19 protein-coding genes and 2 pseudogenes are annotated in these 21,816 nt (G+C 57.6%); 13 read left to right on the forward strand and 8 right to left on the reverse strand.

From position 1 onward, the window contains the following. Positions 1-42 precede the first annotated feature (42 nt). Together AArcSt11_RS00840 and AArcSt11_RS00845 are read left to right on the forward strand one after the other, a co-directional pair. Positions 43-1,785 (forward strand): COG1361 S-layer family protein, encoded by a 1,743-nt coding sequence (locus AArcSt11_RS00840; RefSeq protein WP_250593728.1) that lies wholly within the window; start codon positions 43-45, stop codon positions 1,783-1,785. 1 nt (position 1,786) lies between these two features. Further along, positions 1,787-4,222 (forward strand): efflux RND transporter permease subunit, encoded by a 2,436-nt coding sequence (locus AArcSt11_RS00845; protein ID WP_250593729.1) that lies wholly within the window; start codon positions 1,787-1,789, stop codon positions 4,220-4,222. Positions 4,223-4,237: 15 nt separating this feature from the next. Here the strand turns inward: AArcSt11_RS00845 and AArcSt11_RS00850 are convergent, their stop codons facing one another. Both AArcSt11_RS00850 and AArcSt11_RS00855 read right to left on the reverse strand, forming a co-directional pair. Next, a complete protein-coding gene (locus AArcSt11_RS00850; protein ID WP_250593730.1) occupies positions 4,238-6,193 on the reverse strand; it encodes a DEAD/DEAH box helicase in 1,956 nt (651 codons plus the stop codon). A gap of 55 nt (positions 6,194-6,248) precedes the next feature. Further along, positions 6,249-6,641: an ArsR/SmtB family transcription factor gene (locus AArcSt11_RS00855; protein ID WP_250593731.1), complete on the reverse strand. Its 393-nt coding sequence runs from the start codon at positions 6,639-6,641 to the stop codon at positions 6,249-6,251. A 186-nt stretch (positions 6,642-6,827) separates the two neighbouring features. Between AArcSt11_RS00855 and AArcSt11_RS00860 the strand changes: the two genes are divergently transcribed. The 6 genes and pseudogenes from AArcSt11_RS00860 to AArcSt11_RS00885 form a co-directional block, all read left to right on the forward strand. After that, complete coding sequence (locus tag AArcSt11_RS00860) at positions 6,828-7,220, forward strand: cupin domain-containing protein (RefSeq protein WP_250593732.1); 393 nt, start codon at positions 6,828-6,830, stop codon at positions 7,218-7,220. A 127-nt stretch (positions 7,221-7,347) separates the two neighbouring features. Then, positions 7,348-7,680 (forward strand): arsenite efflux transporter metallochaperone ArsD, encoded by a 333-nt coding sequence (arsD, locus tag AArcSt11_RS00865; RefSeq protein ID WP_250593733.1) that lies wholly within the window; start codon positions 7,348-7,350, stop codon positions 7,678-7,680. Beyond that, the gene (gene arsA / locus AArcSt11_RS00870) at positions 7,681-9,609 is read left to right on the forward strand and encodes an arsenical pump-driving ATPase (RefSeq protein ID WP_250593734.1); all 1,929 of its coding nucleotides are present in this window, start codon (positions 7,681-7,683) and stop codon (positions 9,607-9,609) included. Next, positions 9,606-9,974, forward strand: a complete 369-nt coding sequence (hcsL, locus tag AArcSt11_RS00875; protein WP_238478404.1) for a halo-CC-star protein HcsL — start codon at positions 9,606-9,608, stop codon at positions 9,972-9,974. The genes arsA and hcsL overlap by 4 nt, the downstream gene beginning before the upstream one ends. Further along, positions 9,965-10,153, forward strand: a complete 189-nt coding sequence (hcsS, locus tag AArcSt11_RS00880) for a halo-CC-star protein HcsS (protein ID WP_250593735.1) — start codon at positions 9,965-9,967, stop codon at positions 10,151-10,153. The genes hcsL and hcsS overlap by 10 nt, the downstream gene beginning before the upstream one ends. A 69-nt stretch (positions 10,154-10,222) precedes the next feature. Further along, a pseudogene (locus AArcSt11_RS00885) lies at positions 10,223-10,789 on the forward strand (M20 family metallopeptidase); the annotation flags it as partial. 295 nt (positions 10,790-11,084) lie between these two features. Here the strand turns inward: AArcSt11_RS00885 and AArcSt11_RS00890 are convergent. Then, positions 11,085-12,347 (reverse strand): RNA-guided endonuclease InsQ/TnpB family protein, encoded by a 1,263-nt coding sequence (locus tag AArcSt11_RS00890; protein WP_250593736.1) that lies wholly within the window; start codon positions 12,345-12,347, stop codon positions 11,085-11,087. 312 nt (positions 12,348-12,659) lie between these two features. Then, a complete protein-coding gene (locus tag AArcSt11_RS00895) occupies positions 12,660-14,291 on the reverse strand; it encodes a transposase (protein WP_250593737.1) in 1,632 nt (543 codons plus the stop codon). Positions 14,292-14,564: 273 nt separating this feature from the next. Between AArcSt11_RS00895 and AArcSt11_RS00900 the strand changes: the two genes are divergently transcribed. Further along, positions 14,565-15,143 carry a hypothetical protein gene (locus AArcSt11_RS00900; RefSeq protein ID WP_250593738.1) on the forward strand — a complete coding sequence of 193 codons (579 nt, stop codon included), beginning with the start codon at positions 14,565-14,567 and terminating at the stop codon, positions 15,141-15,143. Positions 15,144-15,300: 157 nt separating this feature from the next. On the opposite strand, the gene AArcSt11_RS17230 is transcribed toward AArcSt11_RS00900, so the two are convergent. The 4 genes from AArcSt11_RS17230 to AArcSt11_RS00915 all read right to left on the reverse strand — a co-directional run bounded on the left by AArcSt11_RS17230 (position 15,301) and on the right by AArcSt11_RS00915 (position 18,214). Further along, a complete protein-coding gene (locus AArcSt11_RS17230; protein ID WP_491896762.1) occupies positions 15,301-15,495 on the reverse strand; it encodes a DUF8144 family membrane protein in 195 nt (64 codons plus the stop codon). A gap of 259 nt (positions 15,496-15,754) precedes the next feature. After that, complete coding sequence (locus tag AArcSt11_RS00905; protein WP_250593739.1) at positions 15,755-16,264, reverse strand: hypothetical protein; 510 nt, start codon at positions 16,262-16,264, stop codon at positions 15,755-15,757. A gap of 198 nt (positions 16,265-16,462) precedes the next feature. Next, entirely contained in the window at positions 16,463-17,347 is an 885-nt protein-coding gene (locus AArcSt11_RS00910) for an IS1595 family transposase (protein WP_250593740.1), read from the reverse strand. A 291-nt stretch (positions 17,348-17,638) separates the two neighbouring features. Beyond that, the gene (locus tag AArcSt11_RS00915; RefSeq protein ID WP_250593741.1) at positions 17,639-18,214 is read right to left on the reverse strand and encodes a hypothetical protein; all 576 of its coding nucleotides are present in this window, start codon (positions 18,212-18,214) and stop codon (positions 17,639-17,641) included. Between the two features lie 122 nt (positions 18,215-18,336). Here AArcSt11_RS00915 and AArcSt11_RS00920 point away from each other — a divergent pair. The 4 genes and pseudogenes from AArcSt11_RS00920 to AArcSt11_RS00935 form a co-directional block, all read left to right on the forward strand. Beyond that, a pseudogene (locus AArcSt11_RS00920) lies at positions 18,337-18,483 on the forward strand (transposase); the annotation flags it as partial. A gap of 439 nt (positions 18,484-18,922) precedes the next feature. Then, complete coding sequence (locus tag AArcSt11_RS00925; protein WP_254714690.1) at positions 18,923-19,366, forward strand: peptidase dimerization domain-containing protein; 444 nt, start codon at positions 18,923-18,925, stop codon at positions 19,364-19,366. Positions 19,367-19,757: 391 nt separating this feature from the next. Further along, positions 19,758-21,005 (forward strand): NrfD/PsrC family molybdoenzyme membrane anchor subunit, encoded by a 1,248-nt coding sequence (gene nrfD, locus AArcSt11_RS00930; RefSeq protein ID WP_250593743.1) that lies wholly within the window; start codon positions 19,758-19,760, stop codon positions 21,003-21,005. Then, the gene (locus tag AArcSt11_RS00935; RefSeq protein WP_250593744.1) at positions 20,998-21,813 is read left to right on the forward strand and encodes a 4Fe-4S dicluster domain-containing protein; all 816 of its coding nucleotides are present in this window, start codon (positions 20,998-21,000) and stop codon (positions 21,811-21,813) included. Before nrfD ends, AArcSt11_RS00935 begins: the two co-directional genes overlap by 8 nt. Positions 21,814-21,816: the final 3 nt, after the last annotated feature.

Genomic DNA, 21,816 nt, shown 5'->3' on the forward strand with positions numbered 1-21,816 from the left:
TCGATTCAAAAGGTACTTATCTACTCCTCCATCAGTACCGATATGAACAGGGTTAGGGCTGCATTACTCGTGGTGTTTCTCGCCGGAGTCGCTCTCGTCGGGCTGGCAGTGGCGGACGAGACGACCGGCAGCCCGGAGATCGAAGTGTACGCGCCGGATCCGTTCGTGGAACCGGGCGAAGAACAAACGGTGACGGTCGACCTGCAGAATCAGGGTAGCGTCGATGATGACGATGGGCCACCAGGCGCGGAAGGCGACGTCACGACAGCACGGAACATGAGCATCGAGATGGGTGACAGCGACCTGCCGATAGACGTCAAAACGGAGAAACAACCCCTCCAGAACATGCCACAGGATGCTATTCAGTCAGCGAGCTTTACTGTGGCAGTTGACGAGAACGTAAAGGCCGGAACGTACGAGGCCCCAGTCAATGTTACGTACACGTATACGCCAGCAGTCGACGACGAGGACGGTGCAGACGACGAGGTCACCGTCTCGAAAACCGAGACAGTCGAGCTGCAGGTCGACAAAGTCGCCCGGTTCGATGGTGATATCGAGGGCAGCGAGTTCAGGGTGGGCGATACCCGGACCGCAACCGTCAACGTGACCAACACGGGAGCAGAACCGGCCAACAGTGCAGTTATACGGTTCGAGGCACCCGATCCGGGCGTCGAGGCATTCCCAGATGCGGGCGACGAGGAATTGCCTGATTTCGGCGGCCTTCCAGGCGGGGCCGTCTCGGACGCCGATGACTCCGGGACTGTCGCCAACGAGGTGTACATCGGGGAACTCGCAGATGGGGACCAAGAGACAGTTGATGTCAAAGTCCGTGTAAGCGAGGAGGCGACGCCACAGTCAAATGCACTCCGTGCGACGGTCGAGTTTCGTGACGAGCGGGGCGTCGACCAGTCATCACGGCAACTGATCCTCGGCGCAACCGTTGCGGACGAGCAGCGTTTCACTCTCGACGATCTCAACAGCACGGTCAGCGTCGGCGACGACGGGATCGTGAACGGTACCGTTACGAACGCCGGAGACGAGAGAGTCGAAAACGCAGTTGTCCGGTTTACCGACGACCCAAGTGACGAGTTTGCAGCGTTGAGCGACGACGAGAACCTCGCCCCGCGGGAGAACAGCCGATACGTTGGATCGCTCGAGCCGAATGAGAGTGCAGCCTTCCAGTTCAGAGTCGATGCCAGTAGCGACGCCGAGCCGGGAGACCGAGTGCTACCGATGGAAGTTAGATATCGAAATGCGGACGACGAGATTCGGACTAGCAGGGCATTAGATGCACGCATTGAACTCGGTGAGGAGCGCGAGGAGTTCGAGATAGTGGCCAGAAACGCGAGTTTCGATATCGACGACAGCGGTCAGCTCGAGCTCGAAGTGACGAACACGTACGGCGAGGAGATGACCGACGTGCAGGCCAAACTGTTCACGAACGACCCGCTCGACAGCAGCGACGACGAGGCCTTCATCGAGTCACTGAAGCCGGGTGAGACTACCACAGTGACGTTCGAGCTGTCTGTCGGAGCGTCGGCAAGCGAGAAGACCTATCCGGTCCGTTTCGACTTCCAGTACGATGACGCTGGCGGTGACACCCGGCTGTCAGACACCTACCGCGTGCCGATCACCGCGACCGACCCGGGGACCAACTGGCTCCGGATCGGGCTCCTCGCTGGGCTGGTGTTCACTGGGCTCGTGGGTGTCGTGTGGCGCTACCGCGACGGGATCACTGAGCGGCTCCCGGACGTATCACCCGGTGACGACAGGACCGAACGATAGTATGGACAAGAGCGTCATCGACCAGAGCGTCGATCGGCTGGGTAACCTGATTACCAGCCGACCGCTGATGATCGTCCTCGTATTTTTGGCCATAACAGCAGTATTCGCGACCGGTCTCGGGACGATCGAGAGCGAGGAGGGAACGGACGAGTTCACTGAGGGCGTCCCTGCACAGGCTGCACAGGACGAGGTCGACGAGCGGTTCGGTGACACGTTCGAGACTGACGAGCCGTCGACACAGTTGATCCAGCGCGGACAGGGCGTGTTGACACCGACAGGACTTGAGCGGAGTCTGGCGGCGCAGGCACAACTCGATGGCGACCCGGAGCTGGAAGTGACGGGGACGAGTAGCGTCGCAGGCGCTGTCGCACAGACAATTGAACCGAACGCCGCGACACCCGAGCAGCAACGCGACGTGATCGCCTCGACCCCGGATCAGGAGGTTCGGGCAACGACGAGGGAGCTGCTCGCTGCCGAACCGGGATTACGGGAACTCGTTAGCGATGATTACAACGCGGCAAGCGGCGAGGCCTCCGCGACGATTACGGTCGTGACGTATGCCGAAGACGTGGACGAAGGCGCTGCGCAAGAACGGGCCGAGCGCGCCACGGCTGCGGCGGGTGGCGAGTTCGTCGTCTTCAGCGGTGGGCTGATCGACGAGGAGTTCGCGAACGTGATCGAAGACTCGCTTGCAATCGTCGTTCCGGCGGTCGTCTTCCTGATCCTTGTCTTCCTGATTGTCGCGTACAGGGACCCGATCGACCTGCTGCTCGGACTGGGGGCGCTGGCGATGACCGTGATCTGGACGTTCGGGTTTACCGGACTCGTTGGGATTCCCTTCTCGGAGATGATGATCGCGGTTCCACCGCTATTGCTGGCGATCGGGGTGGACTTCGGGATCCACGCAGTGAACCGCTACCGAGAAGAGCGAGTCACTGGGCAGGGCGTCACCGAGGGGATGGATGCGGCCACTGACCAGTTGCTCGTCGCGTTCTTCATCGTCGCCGGGACGACGGTAATCGGCTTCGGCGCGAACGTCGCGAGCGATCTCGGCCCGATTCGGGAGTTCGGGATCGTTGCCAGTATCGGCGTCGTGTTTACGTTTCTCGTGTTCGGGCTGTTCATGCCCGCGGCCAAGGTACTCCTTGACAGGCTTCGTGAAGGGACTCGAATCCCGGACTTCGGAACGTCCCCACTTGGCTCGGACGGATCGCTGCTCGGACGAGTGCTCCCACAGGGAGCGGTGATCGGCAACCGTGCACCAGTGGCCGTCCTGCTGGTGGCACTTGTTGTAACCGCTGGCGCTGGAGCGATGGCCACCAGTGTCGACACGACCTTCGACGACGACGACTTTCTACCTCCCGAGGAACTACCGGAATACGTTACTGCTGCGCCAGGGCCGCTGGCCCCCTCGGAATACACGTTCACGGAGACGGTGAACTATCTCGACGACAACTTCGAGTCCGGCGAAGAGGACGAGGTCACGGTGTACGTCGAAGGGCCGATGGAGAGCGACGCCGCACTCGAATCGATCTATCGTGCCGGGCAGAATCCGCCGCCGACGGTCGTCGATGACGGCGGAGAAGCAGAAGCCGAGAGTCTCATCACGGTGATCGAGGCGTACGCAGCGGACGACGACGAGTTCGCTCGGCTCGTCGAACGCAACGACCGGACCGGCAGCGGCGTTCCCGACAGGAACCTCGACGAAATATACGACGAACTCGAAGCGTCGCCGTTCGCCGATCGAGCGGATCAGTATCTGACAGATGACAGGCGTGGCACACAGGTCGTGTACTCCGTCGAGTCCGGCGCGCTGGAGTCCGACATCCGCTCCGATGTCGAATCGATCGCCGACGATTACCGGTTTCAGGCAACCCCAACCGGGCAGATCGTGATCTTTCAGGGAATCTCGGATCTTATCTTCGACTCCGCGATTACGAGCCTCATACTCGCGCTCTCGCTCACCGCGGTCTTCCTGATGATCATCTACCGAGTGCTCGAAGGCTACGCGACACTTGGCCTGGCGAACATGGTGCCGATCGCAGTGACCGTCGCCATGCTCGTCGGGACGATGCCGCTGCTGGGAATCCCCTTCAACGCCATGACGGCGACCGTCCTCTCGATAACGATCGGTGTAGGTGTCGCGTACTCGGTACACGTCACACACCGATTTATTGACGAGTTCAACACCGGTAAGGACGGGTTCGAGTCGCTGATGACCACGCTACAGGGAACCGGCGGCGCGCTCGCCGGAAGTATGCTAACGACGCTGGGGGGAGCGGTCTCGCTTACTCTGGCACTAATCCCAATCCTCGGCCAGTTCGGGATCCTGATGTCGATCAGTGTCTTCTACTCGTTCCTGCTGTCGGTGATCGTGCTGCCACCGACGCTGCTACTGTGGGAACGATACGTCGTCGAAGGGGGCGTGCTCGGCTGACTCCCGCCGTCCCGATCAGTCATCGGCCGCGTCCAGCAGCGCCTGTCGCGTCTCCCGAAGCCGTTCGAGCACCGGCTCGTATTCCGTCTCCGAATCCTGACCCGCGCCGATACCCGGCGTCGGTCCAGTCAAAAGGTGTTCGGCGATCACTTCGGTGGCTGACAGCAGCCACTCCGCGCGCTCGGCGAGCCGTCGGATGTCACCCGGCGCGACGCCGTAGCGCTCGTCCAGTTCGGGAAGACCGACGCCCGCAATCCAGTCGTCGAGGAGCCGGGCGGTCTTGACCGTCGCGAGCCACGACTGGAAGTTCCCCTCGAAGTCGTGGACCGGTTTGGTGAACTGATCGGCGTTGCGCATGGCGAACTCGCTGAGACGGCCAGCCTCCTCGGTCCGAACGTACTGGGTGCTCATATCTTCGGTATCACAGACGATTTCGAGTACCGTCAGGGTCGTCACCCGATCCATCGTCGCCGCGGTGCCCAGCGCTTCCACGACCGCCGCTCCGGTCAGGGGATCGACGTAGACCCGTGAGACGAGGCGACCGAGATCGGTGGCAACGAGCCCGTCGTCGCGCCGTATCATCCCGGTCGCGTCCAGATACGAGAGTACCTCGTCGACGAGGTCGGTCAGTTCGGCAGCATCGCGCTGGTGTGCGAAAAACGTCGAGGCGAGCAGTGCGTCGAGTTCGGCTCGGTCCCCGGCGAATCCGCCCGCGAGCGTCGCGAGCACGTGCGTGCGAAGCGCCTCGCGCGAGTCGAGTTTCGATTCGACCCGCTCCGGTTCAGTACCGATATATTGCTCGCAAAGCGCGTCGGCGTCGACGCCCGTCGCAACCAGCATCGCCTCACCATAGGGATCGAGGCCAGGGCGTCCCGCCCGCCCGAACATCTGATGCACTTCGAGGATGGGTAGCGGTTCGTAGCCGTCGCCGGTGAACCGCTCGTGGTCGCGGACGATCACGCGCCGCGCGGGGACGTTCACCCCCGCCGCGAGCGTCGGCGTTGCACAGAGGACCGCGAGATCACGCTCCCTGAACGCACGCTCGACGATCGAACGGTGTTCGGGGCGAAGCCCTGCATGATGAAACGCAACGCCACCGTCAGCCGCTTCCGCGAGCGCCTGTCCGGTGCTCGTCGTCGCACCTGTACCGATTTCGGCTGCCACATCTGGTGCCTGTCGGAACCCGTGTACGCCGAGTGACTGTGCGAGCGTTTCGGCCTCGCGTCGTGAGTTGACGAACACGAGGGCCTGGCCACCGTCATCGATCGTGTCCGCGACGAGTGCCGTCGTCGGTGGCTCGTCGCCAGGGACGATCGACAGCGTCGTGCCATCGTCGAACGTGACCTCGCCGTCGTCGTAGACGCCGGTTCTGAGATCGATCGGTCGCCAGGTCGACCGAACGAGTTCGGCGTCGAGCCAGTCTGCGATCTCCGCGGCGTTACCCACCGTTGCCGAGAGCGCAACGAGTTGCTGGTCGGGGACGAGTCGGCGAAGTTTCGCGAGCGTGATTTCAAGCGTCGGCCCGCGGCCGTGAGCGTTCAGGAGGTGTACCTCGTCGACGACGACACAGGCGATCGCTTCGACCCAGTTTGCCCCGTTCCGGATCGCGGAATCGACCTTCTCGCTCGTCGCAACGATGATATCGTGCTCGTCGAGGGATTCGTCGTCGGCGTCGTAATCACCCGTTGCGATGCCAACGCTGACATCCGGGAGTTCGGCGAACGTGTCGTACTTCTCCGTGGCAAGTGCCCGCAGCGGGACGACGTACAGCGCAGGGCCATCCGCCGACAACATCGCCAGCTGCGCAACGAGCGTCTTCCCGCTGGCGGTCGGCATCGCCGCGACGACCCGTTCGCCGCGAGTGATTCCCGCCTCGACAGCAGCTTCCTGGGGCGGGTACAGCGACTCGATTCCCTGAGTCTCGAAGTGCTCGATGTACTTCGGTGCGAGCGACAGATCCCGGACGTCCATCTACCCGGTACTGGGGCGAGATGCTATTTAAACTACGGGGCGAGAAGAGGAAGAACTAGAGGCGTCGCGAGCCGTCAAGTGCGACGAGCACGGCATTCGCCCTCGATGTCGCACGATACTTCCGCCATTTACCGTCCTTTCGTCGTGTGACGAGGCCAGCCTCAGTCAGCTGTGAGAGCGCGTGACTGATCGCGCTGTCGCTGACGTCGAGCAGGGGTCCAAACTCACAGACACAGAGCTCGTCGTCCGCTTCGTGGAGCATTCGAACGATTTTGTATCGAGTCTCGTTGGCGAGTGCAGAGAGCAGTTCGACGTCGGCGTCGAGCGTCGAACCACCCGTCGCTGCGTCGAGTTCCTCGAGTTCGGCCATCCGCTCTGCAACGTCCCCCGGCGTACAACTGCCCCGGTCGTCGGCGAGATATCGCTGGAGGCGGTCGTTAGATGACATACCGGTAGTTTGAACGGATGGTTGATTAAGCGTTTTGGCGTGGCGAGGTGGTGGTTCTCTGAGGGACACCAGAACAATTTAGTATTTGCTCATACGAATGGTTCGTATGGATAGCGGAACCGAACGGGGAGAGATCGTCGAACTGCCACGGGGTTCCTGTCGCCGAAACGCGAGGTGTCAGGGAGAATGAGCGCCTACAAACAGGTCAACTACAACGAGATCGAACCAGTCTCCGGCGCGATGCATGCACTGAGCGATTCGCTTGACAGCAAACAGGTCGGTGTGTCCGTGGTCCGCTGCGATCCGGGCTGGCGAAACATGCCTCACGATCACGCCGAGAACGACCACGAGGAGATCTACATCCTGATCGACGGCGAGGCGACGGTGGTGATCGACGACGACGAGATCACGATGGAAAGTGGCGACGCCGTATGGATCGAACCAAGCGCCACGCGCCAGATCAGAAACAGCGACACGGAAAGCGCGTTTGTGCTCGTGAGCGCGCCGGCCTCGCGCTGTGTCGCCGCGAGCTGCGAGGGCGACGACGACTTCTGGTCGACCGAGGGGTTCGTCGGTTGAGTGGCGCGATCAAAGCGTTTATGCCTACGAATGAATAATTGCTCAAACGAGTTCGGCGGACTCGCGATCGATAACCCCTCACGCTCCGATCGCAAACGCCTGAACGATTGAACGGATACGATACACCATGACCGAACTACAACTGTACGAAGAGGCGATGTGCTGTTCGACGGGCGTCTGTGGACCGGATCCCGATGACGAACTCGTCGAAGTCAGCGCGGCACTCGACCAGCTCGACGAGGAGTTCGAGCACGTCGATATCAGCCGGGCGAACATGCAACACAACATCGACGAGTTCCTCGAGACCCAGCGGATCTACGACCTCGTCCAGGAGCACGGACCCTCGATCCTGCCGATCACGGTCGTCGACGACGAGATCGTCGCCAGAGAAGAGTACCTCGATTATGACGAGCTCGCAGAAACGCTGGAACAGCGCGTACAACCACAGGAAGCACAATAGATGACCGAAACCACTACTGCAGCCCGAGAGATCGTCGAACCGAACAGCGAGGACACGGAGTTCGTCTTCTTCAGCGGGAAAGGCGGCGTCGGCAAGAGCACGGTCAGCTGTGCGACGGCAACGTGGCTCGCCGACAACGACTACGAGACCCTGCTGGTCACCACCGACCCCGCGCCGAACCTCTCGGACATCTTCGGCCAAGAGATCGGCCACGAGGTGACCACGATCGACGACATCGAGAACCTCTCTGCCATCGAGATCGATCCGGATCAGGCTGCCGAAGAGTACCGTCAGGAAACCATCGAGCCGATGCGCGAGCTGCTTGACGACGAGCAGGTCAAGGCGGTCGAAGAACAGCTCAACAGCCCGTGTGTCGAGGAGATTGCAGCTTTCGATAACTTCGTCGACTTCATGGAGTCACCCGAATACGACGTGGTCGTCTTCGACACCGCGCCGACGGGCCACACGATCCGGCTGATGGAGCTGCCATCCGACTGGAACGCCGAACTGGAAAAGGGTGGCTCGACCTGTATCGGCCCAGCCGCCTCGATGGAGGACAAAAAGAAAGACTACGAGCGGGCGATCGACACCCTGCAGGACGGCGAGAAAACCTCCTTTGCCTTCGTCGGCAAGCCCGAAGACTCCTCGATCGACGAGATCCAGCGGAGTGCCTCGGACCTCGGAGAGCTGGGGATCGAATCCCAGCTGTTGATCATCAACGGATACCTGCCCGAATCAGTCTGTGAGGACCCCTTCTTCGAGGGGAAGCGCGAGGACGAACAGGCGGTCATCGAACGGGCCAGCACGGAATTCGATGCCGACGCCACAGCGACCTATCCCCTCCAGCCCGGCGAGATCGCCGGTCTCGACCTGCTGGCTGATGTGGGTGGCGTCCTCTACGACGGCAACGAGGCCACCGTCGACGTGGGATCAGCAACCAGTATCGACACCGAGGAGTCGGTCGACTTCGACGCACTAACTGATCCTGACGCAGTCGCCGAAAACCTCGAACCTGTCGACGGGGAGACGCGCTATCTGTTCTTCACCGGCAAAGGCGGCGTGGGCAAGTCGACGATCGCAGCGACATCGGCGACCAAGCTCGCCGAGGCGGGCTACGAGACGCTCGTCGTGACGACCGATCCGGCAGCACACCTCGAGGACATCTTCGGCGAACCCGTCGGCCACGAACCGACCTCGGTGAGCCAGGCGAACCTGGATGCGGCCCGAATCGACCAGGAGAAGGCGCTCGAGGAGTACCGCGAGCAGGTCCTCGACCACGTCACGGAGATGTACGCCGACAAGGACGACACCCAGATCGACGTCGACGCGGCGATCGCCAACGTCGAAGAGGAGCTCGAATCGCCCTGCGCCGAAGAGATGGCCGCGCTCGAAAAGTTCGTCGGCTACTTCGAGGAGGACGGCTACGATATCGTCGTCTTCGATACCGCACCCACAGGTCACACGCTCAGACTGCTCGAACTCCCATCCGACTGGAAGGGCTTTATGGATCTCGGCTCGCTGACCAAAGGTGCCGCGCCAGCCAAGGGCGGCAAGTACGACATGGTCATCGAGACGATGCAGAACCCCGAGAAGAGCTCGTTTGCCTTCGTGATGTACCCCGAGTACACGCCGATGATGGAGGCCCACCGTGCGGCCGAGGACCTGAAAGACCAGGTTGGCATCGAGACGGCCTTTGTCGTCGCCAACTACCTGCTGCCCGAAGAGTACGGCGACAACGCCTTCTTCGCCAACCGCCGAGCCCAACAACAGCAGTATCTCGGTGAGATCAAGGACCGCTTCGAGACCCCGATGATGCTCGCCCCGCTCCGACAGGACGAGCCAATCGGCCTCGGCGAACTGTCGGCGTTCGGCGAGGAGATCACGGGACTGTCCGAGATCGCCAAACGAGAGGAGGTGACGATTCAATGAGCCAGCAAGTGTCCAACGAGGAGGCAGTCGAACAGAAGCTCCAGACGTTCATCGGGACGCTCAAAGACTCCGGGGTCTACCAGGAGTTCATGGCCGCCAACGAACGTCTCGAAAATGACTCGGAGGCGAAGGCGTTGCTGCAGGAGTACCAGCAGAAACAGCGGCAGCTCCAGACGGGCGGCTTCGACGAGTCGGTTATGAGCGAGCTGCGAGAGCTCCAGGAAGAAATGAACGACAACGACACGATCCAGGCCCATCGCGAGGCACAGGAAGCGCTCGTGGAACTGCTCCAGGAGACAAACGAGGTCATCAGCGAGAAGATCGGCCGCGAGTTCGCGCAGTCACTGGGAGGTGGGTGCTGTTGAGCGCCTCCGACGAGGACGTGCTGGCGGCGGCAGCGGCACTGGGCGAGGAACTCTCTGCGGCGAAAGCCGACACCTCACAGTTCCAGTTTAACACGATGCTGATGCAGTGCAACGAGGCGATCACCGAAGAGACTGGCGTCAAGTACGGCGACGCGTGCGGTGCTGGCGGTAGCTGCTGACACCCTCACTTCGGTTCGTAACGACCTGATTCCCCGTCGGCAGGAAGCAACTGGGAGGCACGTAGACTGATGACAAGGATTCAGACGGAGATCCCCGAGCGCCGGGAGAGGATAGCCGAGACGACGCTTGAGCTACTTGCATTCGATACTCAAAATCCACCCGGCGAGACCCGACAGGTCTTCGACTGGGTCGAACAGCGAATTACGGAACTCGGCGTTGAGTTCGAACGGGTTGAAACAGATCCCGGTAGGCCGAACCTCGTTGCGACGATTCCGGGGGCACGCGAGTGGACGCTGTTGTACGAGGGGCATCTCGACACTGTCCCCTTCGAACGGGACTCGTGGTCATACGACCCGCTTGGCGAACGCGTTGACAATCGTCTATACGGACGCGGGGCGACGGATATGAAAGGTGCGGTCGCCGCTATGCTCGACACGATGCGGGCGTTCGCTGACAAGACGCCTCCAGTAACGCTGCAGTTCGCGTTCGTCAGCGACGAGGAAACGGGCGGATGTGCGGGGATTGAAGCTGTGCTCGATACGGATTTGATCACTGCGAATGCCGCGGTAGTAGGTGAGACAACGACCGTCGATAACGAGCCAGCGATCGCCGTTGCTGATAAGGGCCGTCTATGGCTGACACTCGAAGCAACGGGACAGGCTGCGCACGGTTCCCGTCCAATGTGTGGTGAGAACGCCGTGGACAGGCTCTACTCCGTTGCTGCTGACTGCCGTGAGTCAGTAACCGAGGATAGGTTGTCCTATCCAGATCCTGTCGGCCGCATCATCGATGATTCACTTGACCACCACGCGCAGCGGTGTCCACAGCACGAGTGCGCGTCACGGGACCTCTTCGAGTATCCAACCGTGAACCTCGTTGACATCCTCCCCGCGCTGAAGCGCGAGGATTCCCACGTTGGGATATTAGGGTCTACGGTCGCACCTGTTCTTGTGGGGCTACTCTCCCCGTTGATTTGTCGAACAGGCGTACCAATGGCTGTGCCAAACAGCCGTTACTCCTATCCTCTTCAGGATTCGGAGTTACCGTCACTCGCATGTTCTCCGCCGCGTTCAGGTCGCTGTTAGCAACCAGTCCACAGTTCTCACAGACGTACAACCCACGTTCAACACGGTTTGAATCGGTTTTCGTTCCACACTCACAGCACGTTATCGACGTTGCCAACTTGTATTCATTAACCCGCTCCACGTTGATGCCACGTTCTTCGGCCTTGTACTCGATGTGACTGAGCAATGTTTCAAACGCCCAATCATGCAGGCGTTTGTTTTCGTGTCGACCCCAGTCAGTATCGTCGCGGATATTCTTCGGGTGGCCGACTGCTATTGTTCCTACGCCTCTGTCAGCACACTGCTTGACAATATCTTTCGATAGGGCGTGCAGGAAGTGTTCTTGTCGCCGGGATTTTTTCTGCCGTGCCCACTCTGCATGGTCGCTTGGGCCGTTGTCGCCTTCCGTCTCGTATTCCTGCTGTCTGAAGTAGTGGGCATCTTCTTTCAGGGCATTGCCCGGATACAGCAGTGTCTCGTCACCGACAGAGATAGCCGCCGTGTTACAGATACCGAGGTCAACACCTGCTGTTTTCTCACTGGGCGTTTCGGGCGTCTCAATCTGCATCTTACACACAAAGTGTAGCTCCCACTGGTCGCCGGTCCAGACAGCACGCACTGTCTGAACGTTTTCAACAGCTTCAAGCATCTGGTCGTTTGTCTGAAGTGTGTATTCACAGAGGATGTAGTCAGCGGCGTAGCGCGACTCTTTCATGTTCGTGCCTTTCGAGAGACGAACACGGTTGTACTGGGTGTCGAGTTTGAAGCCTTGATTTTTCCACGTCACGGTGGAGTGTGGGTGTTCGTCGCCGTGTTTGCGGTAGCCGGGCGGGTTCGCGTCTGAGTCATCTTTGTTGTACCACGAGATGAACGCCTCACCGAGTTCTTGAAGAACTCGTTGACTAGATTGGCTGTGTAGGTCTGCATAGCGTTCGTGATTTTTCAGGTACGAACAGAGTTCATCGGCATCTGGAATGTGACCGATAGAATCCCAGATACGCGAAATCGTCCATCGTCCGACGTTCCACAATTTGCTGGCGGCGAAGCCATGCGAATCAAGGTCGTCACTGACTTGCGAGTGGTTTTGGATACTCGCTTTGAGTGTCCGAGTGACAACCTGATTCGACATATGTAAGCATAGTAGTTTTGCTTACATAAATGTTGGTTCCCGGCGTGAAATATCCAGCCGGAGCTACGAGCGTATTTCGTTACCCCAGTTGTCGGATTCATCCCCGCGCTAAACAGTAGTTGCGGATTGTGCATTGAACGGACCGAAAACAGGAACATCAGAGCTTATCACGCTCTCTAATACACCGTAATTTACTCCCGATAGGTGTTTCTAACCCGACAAGAATTAGATACGGTCGAAAACAATCGAATAAAAAGAATTGGCGAGAGTGCTGCCGCTCGCCAGTTTGCGATCACGAGCCGCAGAAGCCTACTATGAGACCGCGTTGTCCCAGAGGCTGTGAACGTACGCGAGCAGCATCTTCGCCGTCACAGGCGGCGTCTCCGCTTCTGGAATCCCAAGCGCTTCACGCACCAACAGATTCACCAACACCCACATGTTGTAGAATAACGTCGCAAACGAAAAGTAGAACATCCGCAGCGCAAAGTCCATCGAAGCTGTTCGCGGCAGGAAATCCAGCACGACACGGAAGCTCGTCTCGATCCCCCATCTCCGCTCATACGACTTCGCAATCCGCTGCGCCGAGCGCTTCGTCAGCGTCCGGTTCGTGATGTACGTGAAGTACTCATCACCACTCCCTTCTTTCGGTGGCGTCACCACACGCGTTACGGTCGTTGACTCGTACGGTGCACGCGATCGACTCATCGTCACGTCGTGTTCGATGTTAATGCCGTCTTCGTCAGCATTCTCCCACATCTTCTTCGTTTTCGAGTTCCGGCGAGCTCGAATTACGAAGTTCGCGCCTGTCTCATGTAATGCCTGAATGTACAGGACTTGGCTGAACCCGCGGTCCATGAACACGTCTCGAACAATCAGACGCTCCTGGGCTTCGTTGACGAGCTGTTTGACGCCTTCCACCTTCTCTTGTTTCGACGCGATTTGGTGGAAGTCTACAACGAACCGTTCGCCCGTCTCACCAATCACCGAGAGGGTGAGGAACTGGTACGCTCGGTTGGTCCCGCTGTCGTGCTTGACCTGCATCGTCCGCGGTGTCTCCAGGTCGCTGTAGTGCCGCCAGTTGTGCTCGTCAATCGCTACATCAACGATACCGTTGAGGAAGCCTTTCTGTTCAGCGATCGTCCACAGCGTTTCTTTCGCGTTATCGAAGAGTTCGGTGACCTCGTTGTTCTCCAGCTCATCGAACGCGCGGATGTGGTCTCTGAGCGTATCACCAGACGGTGTCTTTCGCCTGTCATCGGAATCAAGACTCCACGTGTCGGCGGCGTTGTTAGCGAAGTCGCGTTCCCGACACATATGCACCATCAGGTCAAGCAGGTCTTCATTCTCGAAGACTGCATCCTCTGCCAAGCCAAGGTCAATCTCAGGGTAGAACCATTCGCGGGTCTTCCGAGCAACGTCTTCCGATGCTTCGCTCTTCACCCGTTGTTTCGTTCGCGTTGATGCGTCTTCTCTATCTTCCTGGTCAAGGGCGTCAACATCGACAGGAGTTGCATGCTCCCGAGCAGTTTTCCGTATCTCTGTTGCAGCGTGAGCGATCGTGTTCTTCAGCGGGTCGCTCATGTAGTCGTTCCATGCGCGTGTGAGCGCGGTTCGACTGGGTGCAGAGTTGTCGCTGGTGAATTTTTCAGGATCGTAGCCGATGGTGGTGGCGCGATCCTTCTTCGAAAGGAATCGGTGGAGTGCTGACCAGTTGTTGTCACCGCGAAGGTGGTAGAACACCATTGTGCGAATGTGCGGCGCGAGGTCGTACTTGTAGTGCCAGTCTGCCCGTGCATCTGTAACCGTATCGAGTGAATCGAACGAGAGGCTACAGGCGATGACGAACGGGTCGAAGTTTCCTTTTTCAAGTTGAGCGGTCGCCTGTTTGACTATCTGGCTGGAAAGGCACTCGTGGATTGGTTGTGGACTACGGTTGGATGTCATCGTTGGTGAGAGATTAGTTACTTCAGAGTGAACCTATACGCTGGTGTGGCGTTTCCGGAATTTCTGAATAATACTCTGTGTTTCCGGATGATAAGCTGAAGTCTAAAAGAAGAAATTCGTGCGAAGTAGTCTTCTTCGGAAGGTTTCTCTCTTATAGAAGCTCACATCAGACGAGCGTACATTTCCGAGGGAAACAAGTTTCTGAATGAGGTTTACTTCTCATAGAAGTCTTCTTCAGTATAGAAATGGGTGCTGGGCATTGTTACGGATGGTATGGATAAGTCGGGCTCTGACCGGAGTGTATGGTTTGGCGATGAGTATCCTAATGAACTCCGCGAGTTCGTATTGGAGCGCGGCGCTGTGGAGTATCTCTCGTTTCTGAGTCAGGAGCCGCGAAGATTCGTTGAAATGCAAGAGGAATTGGCAATCGGGGATGGAACGCTGACCGAATTACATGCACGTGCTGAAGGCTTGCATCTGAGACGGATTGACCAGCAGAAACGTGATGGGAAGTACTACCGAGTGTATCGATTGACACCGATGGGTGAAGTTATTGTCCAACGAATGCAAGAGATCGGCGTAACACAGCGCCACGACCGGTTACGAACGATTCGACGGGAGTACCAACGTGCAAAAGACGAATATACTGATTGGGTTGAGGACCCGGACGGGTTTGTAGCGAATATTGAAGAGTATCTGGACATGATCATCCAAGATGCCAGTACAGAATCGCTTGATTCCTCGTTACCCGACCCAGTGAGTGAGCACACCCAATCACTTGATGAGACGGACCTTGGGAGAACAGAAGTGTGGGGTGAACAGGAAGAGACGGACAATTCCGAGGAGAGTTGACCTGATAATCAGATACAGTCTATGGTCATTGTGTCATTTGACAGGTGGTGTGAGATTCTTCACTCGGTAATCTAATTTCGGAAACGATTCCGGAAACGAAAGCGGAAATTTACGAAAATCCTTGACAAGCTCAATTTACCACTATTCCCAAGCCTAGTTAGAGATAATATGTTAGGTAGGACACTAGTAGGAATCCAAGGATAGCTCCTAGTATACCTCCAACAACGTCGTACTGGAAATTCAAGTAATTGAATAGAATCATACCCCCTCCGAAAGATATGAAAGCTACAAATGCGATGAATAGGCCAAATTTCCACTCGGCAAATGCATCTCTGTTCTTTGATACTGACATAATTATAAATCATCGCCCACCGGTAAGTATTTTGTCCAAATTGGATGGTGTCATATGAGGATTCTCAAACGCTGTCTTCCGCTCTTTCTGTTTGCTCAATACAGGTGCTCGGCCTTGTTTAGACGCTTCCGAAGAGACGAGTCAAGAGGCTTTTCGTCCAACCAGAACCCGGTGGTGAGCGCCCCACTGTCCGGTTTCGCACACGGAGAACAAAGCGTGATAGCCGATTACTGCAGCGTCTAAACAAGGCTCAGGTGCTCTATGTATCGGTCGGTTCTCCATCAATGGTCACCGAAAGGTCATCGGGAGTTCCAGCCTGTTCGTCAGTCTCCCGGATTAGTAACGAGTGGACTGTTGCGTCGTCTCCGTACGGTTCGTCCGGGGAAGCCGTCTCAACTGCAATATCCAGTCCCCGCTCGGTTCGTTCGATCTGCTGGAGTTCCAACCACCGTGCGCTTTGCATCATATTTTGCACAACAACCAGATACGACCCGGTGAAGTCCGTCCCTTCGACGAATTCCATCACTTCGTCATCACCGTTGATGTGGTTCTGCGCTGTTGACTCGTCTGTGAGAAGTTCGTGATATCGGCTAACGGATTCCTCTCGCTCCTGTCGCTGGTGCGAAATGCCTTCTTCAAGTAGATCATCTACCCAGTGACGTGTTTGCACATCCAATTCATCGGGAACGGGTTGTTCTTCACCAAGGCATCCCGCCACAGTGGAGAGAATGATCCCCTCAGTTATAGCGAGTACTACTCTACGCTTCATAATTAAACGCTCTTGTGTAGACATTGTTGATGACTTACTGTCTTGCGATTGTGGTCTGGCTCGGGTAAGCTCTATTCGGTATATATAGCGTTCAGGTCGGTGGTTGTGGCTACTTGTTAGAATACTGTGACCGTATCAGCAGTCTCCTACCGAGGAACAATTAATTTTATCGCTCTTGTGAAGTACATTGTTGGTGAGTCAGATAACTTCTCGGATGATCTGTTTCAGTGCTTCTCGTCCCGGTTTGCGGAGGATTCGTCGCCGAAGTTGGAACGGTCTGAGATACGCTGTGAGTTTGTCCTTTGAGACGCCTCGATGCGGCGAGAGCCACCGTCGCGCCAGCGACGCGTGGCTCTCGCACGTGTTCACGTGTGCGTCTCCATCAACGTACTCGCCGTCACCGTGAATTACTGCTTCTCGGTGGAAGCTCTCGTCATCGTCGAGTGGGTCGTAAGCTCGAAATCCGTCAGTGTAGACGGTTAGCGACTCCTTCTCGTGGTTGTCGAGAAGGAGTCGCACCGTTGCTTCGTCGGCGGATTTCGCCGGGACGACGTATCGGTGATCGCTGCCGCGATCAACGAGCGTGAACACCGGCGGTTTGTCCTCTTCATACGTTCCTCGTCCACGTTTTGAGAGGGCACGCGAGCGCGACTCTTGGTCGCGCTCGCGGCCTTTCTTCCCGGCAGAGACGTAGAACTCGTCGATCTCGACTGGGCCAACGAGGTTGATGGATGGCGCGTCGAGCGTTCTGGCGAACTGCTCGACACGCCGGCGAAGCGAGCGATACGAAACGTCAATTTCAGCGTCTAACTGGCGGATACTCGTATTGAACCGGAGGAACGAATAGAACGCGAACAACAGCTTGTCGAGGCCGATCTTCGCGTGCGCGAAGATCGTGCCGGTCTTGTCGTTGAACGTGCGGTCGCAATCCTTACAGAGATACCGTTGGTACTCTCGATAGCTGCCGTGTTTGATCACCGACTCAGACCGGCAGCGCGGGCAACAGAGGCCCTCGCGCCAGCGAACCTGCTCCAGCAGGTTCGCGGCGCTCGCCTCTGAACTCAGCAATTCAAATGGGAACATTGCGTTCGGGTGACGCGTCCGCGTCACCCTTGCCCGCTACGCTTTCACAGCGACAGCTCTACCCGACCAACAATCTGCTTCGGAAGAGCGTTTAAATTATATTCAGGTGATAAAATTCCGCATGTTATAGAATTAGACAAAAATGCTCTGCGCTGCTATTGGTGTGAATGCAAAAATCGTACCCACCCGAGACCTTCGAGTGAGAAACGTGAGACACAGTAGCAACCTCAAAAAGTATCTGAACTCAATAACCGATTCGAGAATGGATTCACAACCAGAGCTACACCCTCGTTAATCAATACCGCGTTCTTCTTGCATGGCCCACGCTTCGTGTGAACACTCGTACCCGTTTTTTTCGCCGTTAGTGTTGAGTATGACGTTCACTCTACGGGGCAACGCTTCAATCGCAGATTGAATCTCGAATTCCTCAGGTGGACACTGGGAATACGATCCACTCTGAGTACTGTATCTGGCGACAATTCTTATTTCAACTCTGTATCCGTCGTCGGTTCGTACTGCTACTGAAGTGATCCAGTATGACTCCGGATCGGTGAGGTCTACGTCAAGACTGTCGTCCAGATGACCGATGGCGGCGTCAGCAGCGACTTCAGCGCATCTTTCTTCGAGATCATCCACATCGTCAACTGTCGCCGTCGTTTCGAGCGGGTCCGACTGACCCTGTCCGGTTCGAGTTACGATATTACATTCGTCAGCGTCATCATTGTTGGTATTACCCGTATCAGAGTCGTCGCGCTCGTCTCTGTTTCCACCAGTCCGATCATCATCGTCATCATCACTAAGACAGCCAGCGGTCAGGGCGATACCAACAGTTCCGAGGAGTGTTCGACGGGTTGGTGGAGAGGGCATATTTAAAAAGTGTTCCATTCGATAATAAAATTCGCTTTTCTGTAAGAGATTGTTGTTACTGCTCAGCTGTCACTGTAGAATCGAAGAGAGCAAAGACACCGCGTCAGCGGTGTCCGTTAGGCATGATTTCGCTGGATGTGATTGACTCGGAATCGGTCGCAGCGGACCTGTTGCAGCAGGTTCGCTGGCGTAACAGTGTTACTTGTCCTCGCTGTCGTTCTGATCGGACGGTCAGAAACGGCAGCTATGGAGAGTTTCAGCGATATATGCGATGGAAGAGTATGAAGGCAGTATAGACATTGTCGCTGAAGATTACGATGATATGGATGAAGCACTTGAACAAGCATACCAACTAGACAACCTCAAAGAAGTAGAAGCTCTGAACGGCTGAGGCCGTTGCTGAACCCAGAAGTTGATAGATCCCTAGCTTCCACGGAGCACCGAAAACCGTCGCGCTATGTGTACAGGGCGATGTAACGAAACTCACCTTCGATTGACAGACCATTCGTCGTTTTATAAGCAGGGCTACCCAACAGCTGATTCAGTTGCTTCTACGTGAATAGAACTTCCTTCGGCTGCTGAGTAGAACCTATATATCTCGCACGACGAATGAAACCTATCACTGATTGACGATTTCAACAGAGCCGGAGATATACCAATGCACAAATTTTGTCGTTCGCAACTACTGTAAAGCACGGGGCTTTCTCCTTGATTCTCCGTAAACTGATCGGAGGGTCGGCAGTCAACAGTGTCCCCCAGTCGGCGACTGCCGAGCTCGACGTGCGCTTCACACCGGGTGTTTCAGCCGAGGAAATGCTCGACCGCCTTCGTCGCTGTATCGATGCAGAGCCCGCTGTCGAGATCGTCGAGGTATCCGCCAAGAGTGGAACATACGTCGATCCAGAGCACCCGTTTGTGAATGCAGTAGCGACAGCCGCCCCGTCCGACGATGAAGCGACGACGTTCTGTGCGACAGGTGGCGGCGATGTTAAATCGCTGCGATCAGCGGGTATCCCAGCCGTCGAAAGCGCGGTCGGGACCAGCACGTCCCACAAAGCGGATGAATACATCACGAGTGACGCGCTCGATCGAACAGCGACGTGGTATCGCCGCTTGCCAGTCCAGTTGGCAGCATCGGATGTGTTCGGTTAGGATGTCAATCGACTATTCGTTTTGTCGGTCACGGTCCTTGGGGGCAGATGCTCTACGTGTACTCCCAGAGTCCTACTCAAATCGGGCCGAGTACCGCAGTGTATTCGGAAATCGAATATGCCTGAATCACAAGAATTGGATATTATTCAACAGTTTGACACCGAGGGGACGCACAGTTTGGCTTCGGAGGAGATAGCTTATAAAACACTGTATATTGTGGAAATGATCGCATGCATGTCCTTGTTCTACCATCAGGTAGAGACAGGGCCATGAGCAAGTCACAAATACCTGGGTGGGGACGATCATGCCGTAGCCGCCCCTTTCACCCCGCTCAATCGTCCGAAGCAACGGGCAGAATACCAATCCACGACCGCCAGTCGAGGAGGTCAGTATGAGCGGCTCGACCGGCACGCTCTCGGGAGCTCTTGAAGATGCAGGACCACGGTACTACGCCTGGCTGGCTGCCGTTGGACTCGGCCTGCTGATCGGGCTGTACGGCGTACTGACCACCTTCATTCAGGGGACGGTCACGCTCGGTATCACCGATCAGGTGCCGTGGGGCGTCCTGATCTCCACGTACGTGTTCTTCGCGCTCCTGAGCACGGGAATCTGTATCGGTGTGACGTCGCTGGCGAGCGTCTTCGGGATGGAGGAATACGAGCCACTCGTCAAGCGCGGGGTGGTGTTGTCGCTGATCACGCTGGCGTCCGGTGGCCTGGTGATCATGGCGGGACTGGGACAGCCACTCCGGGCGATCCCGCAGATGCTGCTGTCACCGAACCCGAGCGCCCCGATGTGGTGGATGATCGTTCTGTATGGGATCTACGGGGCAGCGCTGGTTGCGGAGTTCTCGATCCTCGAATGGCGACCCGGAGTTAGCAAGCAAGTGAAACTCGGCGTTGGACTCGTCGCGCTGATCGCGCCGATCCTCGCCGGAGGCATGCTGGGTGCGATCTTCGGGACTGCAGAGGTACGCCCGTACTACGGCGGTATGTTCGCGTCGGTGTACCTGCTGGTCACGGCGATCCTGTCCGGCGTCGCACTCATCGCGGCGATCACGATTATCGAACGGAAGTTCTCCTCGTCGACTGAGGAGGCAGTGAGCACCGAGTTGCTCACCGGGACGCTTGCGAAGTATCTCGGTGTGATGGCAGGCGCGGTGCTGCTGCTGACGGCGCTTCGATACCTCTACGGACTCACCGCCACGAACGAGGCGCTCGCGCTGGCCCATCAGGAAATGCTGCTGAGTGGCCACGGTCTCTGGACGATCGGCCTCGGCGTCGTCGTGGGACTCGTCATCCCGCTTGCGCTGATGGCGTCTCCGAAGGCTCGAACGATGAACGGCGTCCTTGGCGCGTCCGTGCTGGTACTGGTCGGGATGTTCGCCAGCCGGCTGGAGTTCGTCATGGGCGGACAGGTCGTCGCGCTAACGAACGATCCGGGACACCAGTTCCCAATCGCGGCGTACGCTCCGTCTGCGGTCGAACTGGCGATCGTCGTGATGGGTGTGGCGCTGTTCGCCCTCCTGTACACGGTCGCGCGTGGGCTGTTCGATCTGGACGCGGTTCCGGGCCACGAGACGGAGATGACGACTGAACCAGATGCGGTAGCGAAACCGGAGGGATCCGACGATGACTAGTGAAACACTCGACAGTCAGATGATCGCCGAACTGGAGGAAACGGACCTGCAGGACGAGGGCGTCGACCTCAGCATGGTCATCGACCTGCAGCGCTGTACCGGCTGTGGGGCCTGTAACATCGGCTGTGCACAGGAGAACAACTTGCAGGAGGGTCAGGCCTACTCGAGTCGAATCATCGAGACCGAGGGTGAGTTCCCCAACGTCAACTACGAGTACACGCCCACGCTGTGCAATCAGTGTGACGACGCGCCGTGTGCAACCGGGTGTCCGACATCCGCCCTGTACAAAGGTGATGGTAACATCACGATGCACGACCACGAGAAGTGCATCGGCTGCAAGGCCTGCATGATGAACTGTCCCTACGACGAGATCACCCTGAACAAGGAAGACCCCCATCCACACTGGGAGAGCAACGAAGCAGTCATCGAAAACGGGACTGCAACGCCGAAGCAGGTCAAAGAGCAGGCGGACGTCGACGAGGACGCCCCAGCATACTACAACCCGAACCGGGAGGTCGGCGAGCACGAACATCCGACCCGGTACAAGGGCGTCGTCGAGAAGTGTAACTTCTGTGTCCACCGGCTCAACGAGGGCGAACTCCCACGATGTGTCGAGGAGTGTCCCTGTGAGGCACGGATCTTCGGCGACCTGAACGATCCTGACAGCAAGGTCAACGAGGTTCTCGGGAAGTACAATCCGGATGTCCTCAAAGAAGGCGAGGGAACGAAGCCGAAAGTAAAGTACGTCAGAGATTACAACGGCGGCAGCTACGAGCGAGGCACCGGCGAACCAGGACTGAGTGACTAGACC

This window comes from Natranaeroarchaeum aerophilus (assembly GCF_023638055.1).
Lineage (GTDB): Archaea > Halobacteriota > Halobacteria > Halobacteriales > Natronoarchaeaceae > Natranaeroarchaeum > Natranaeroarchaeum aerophilum.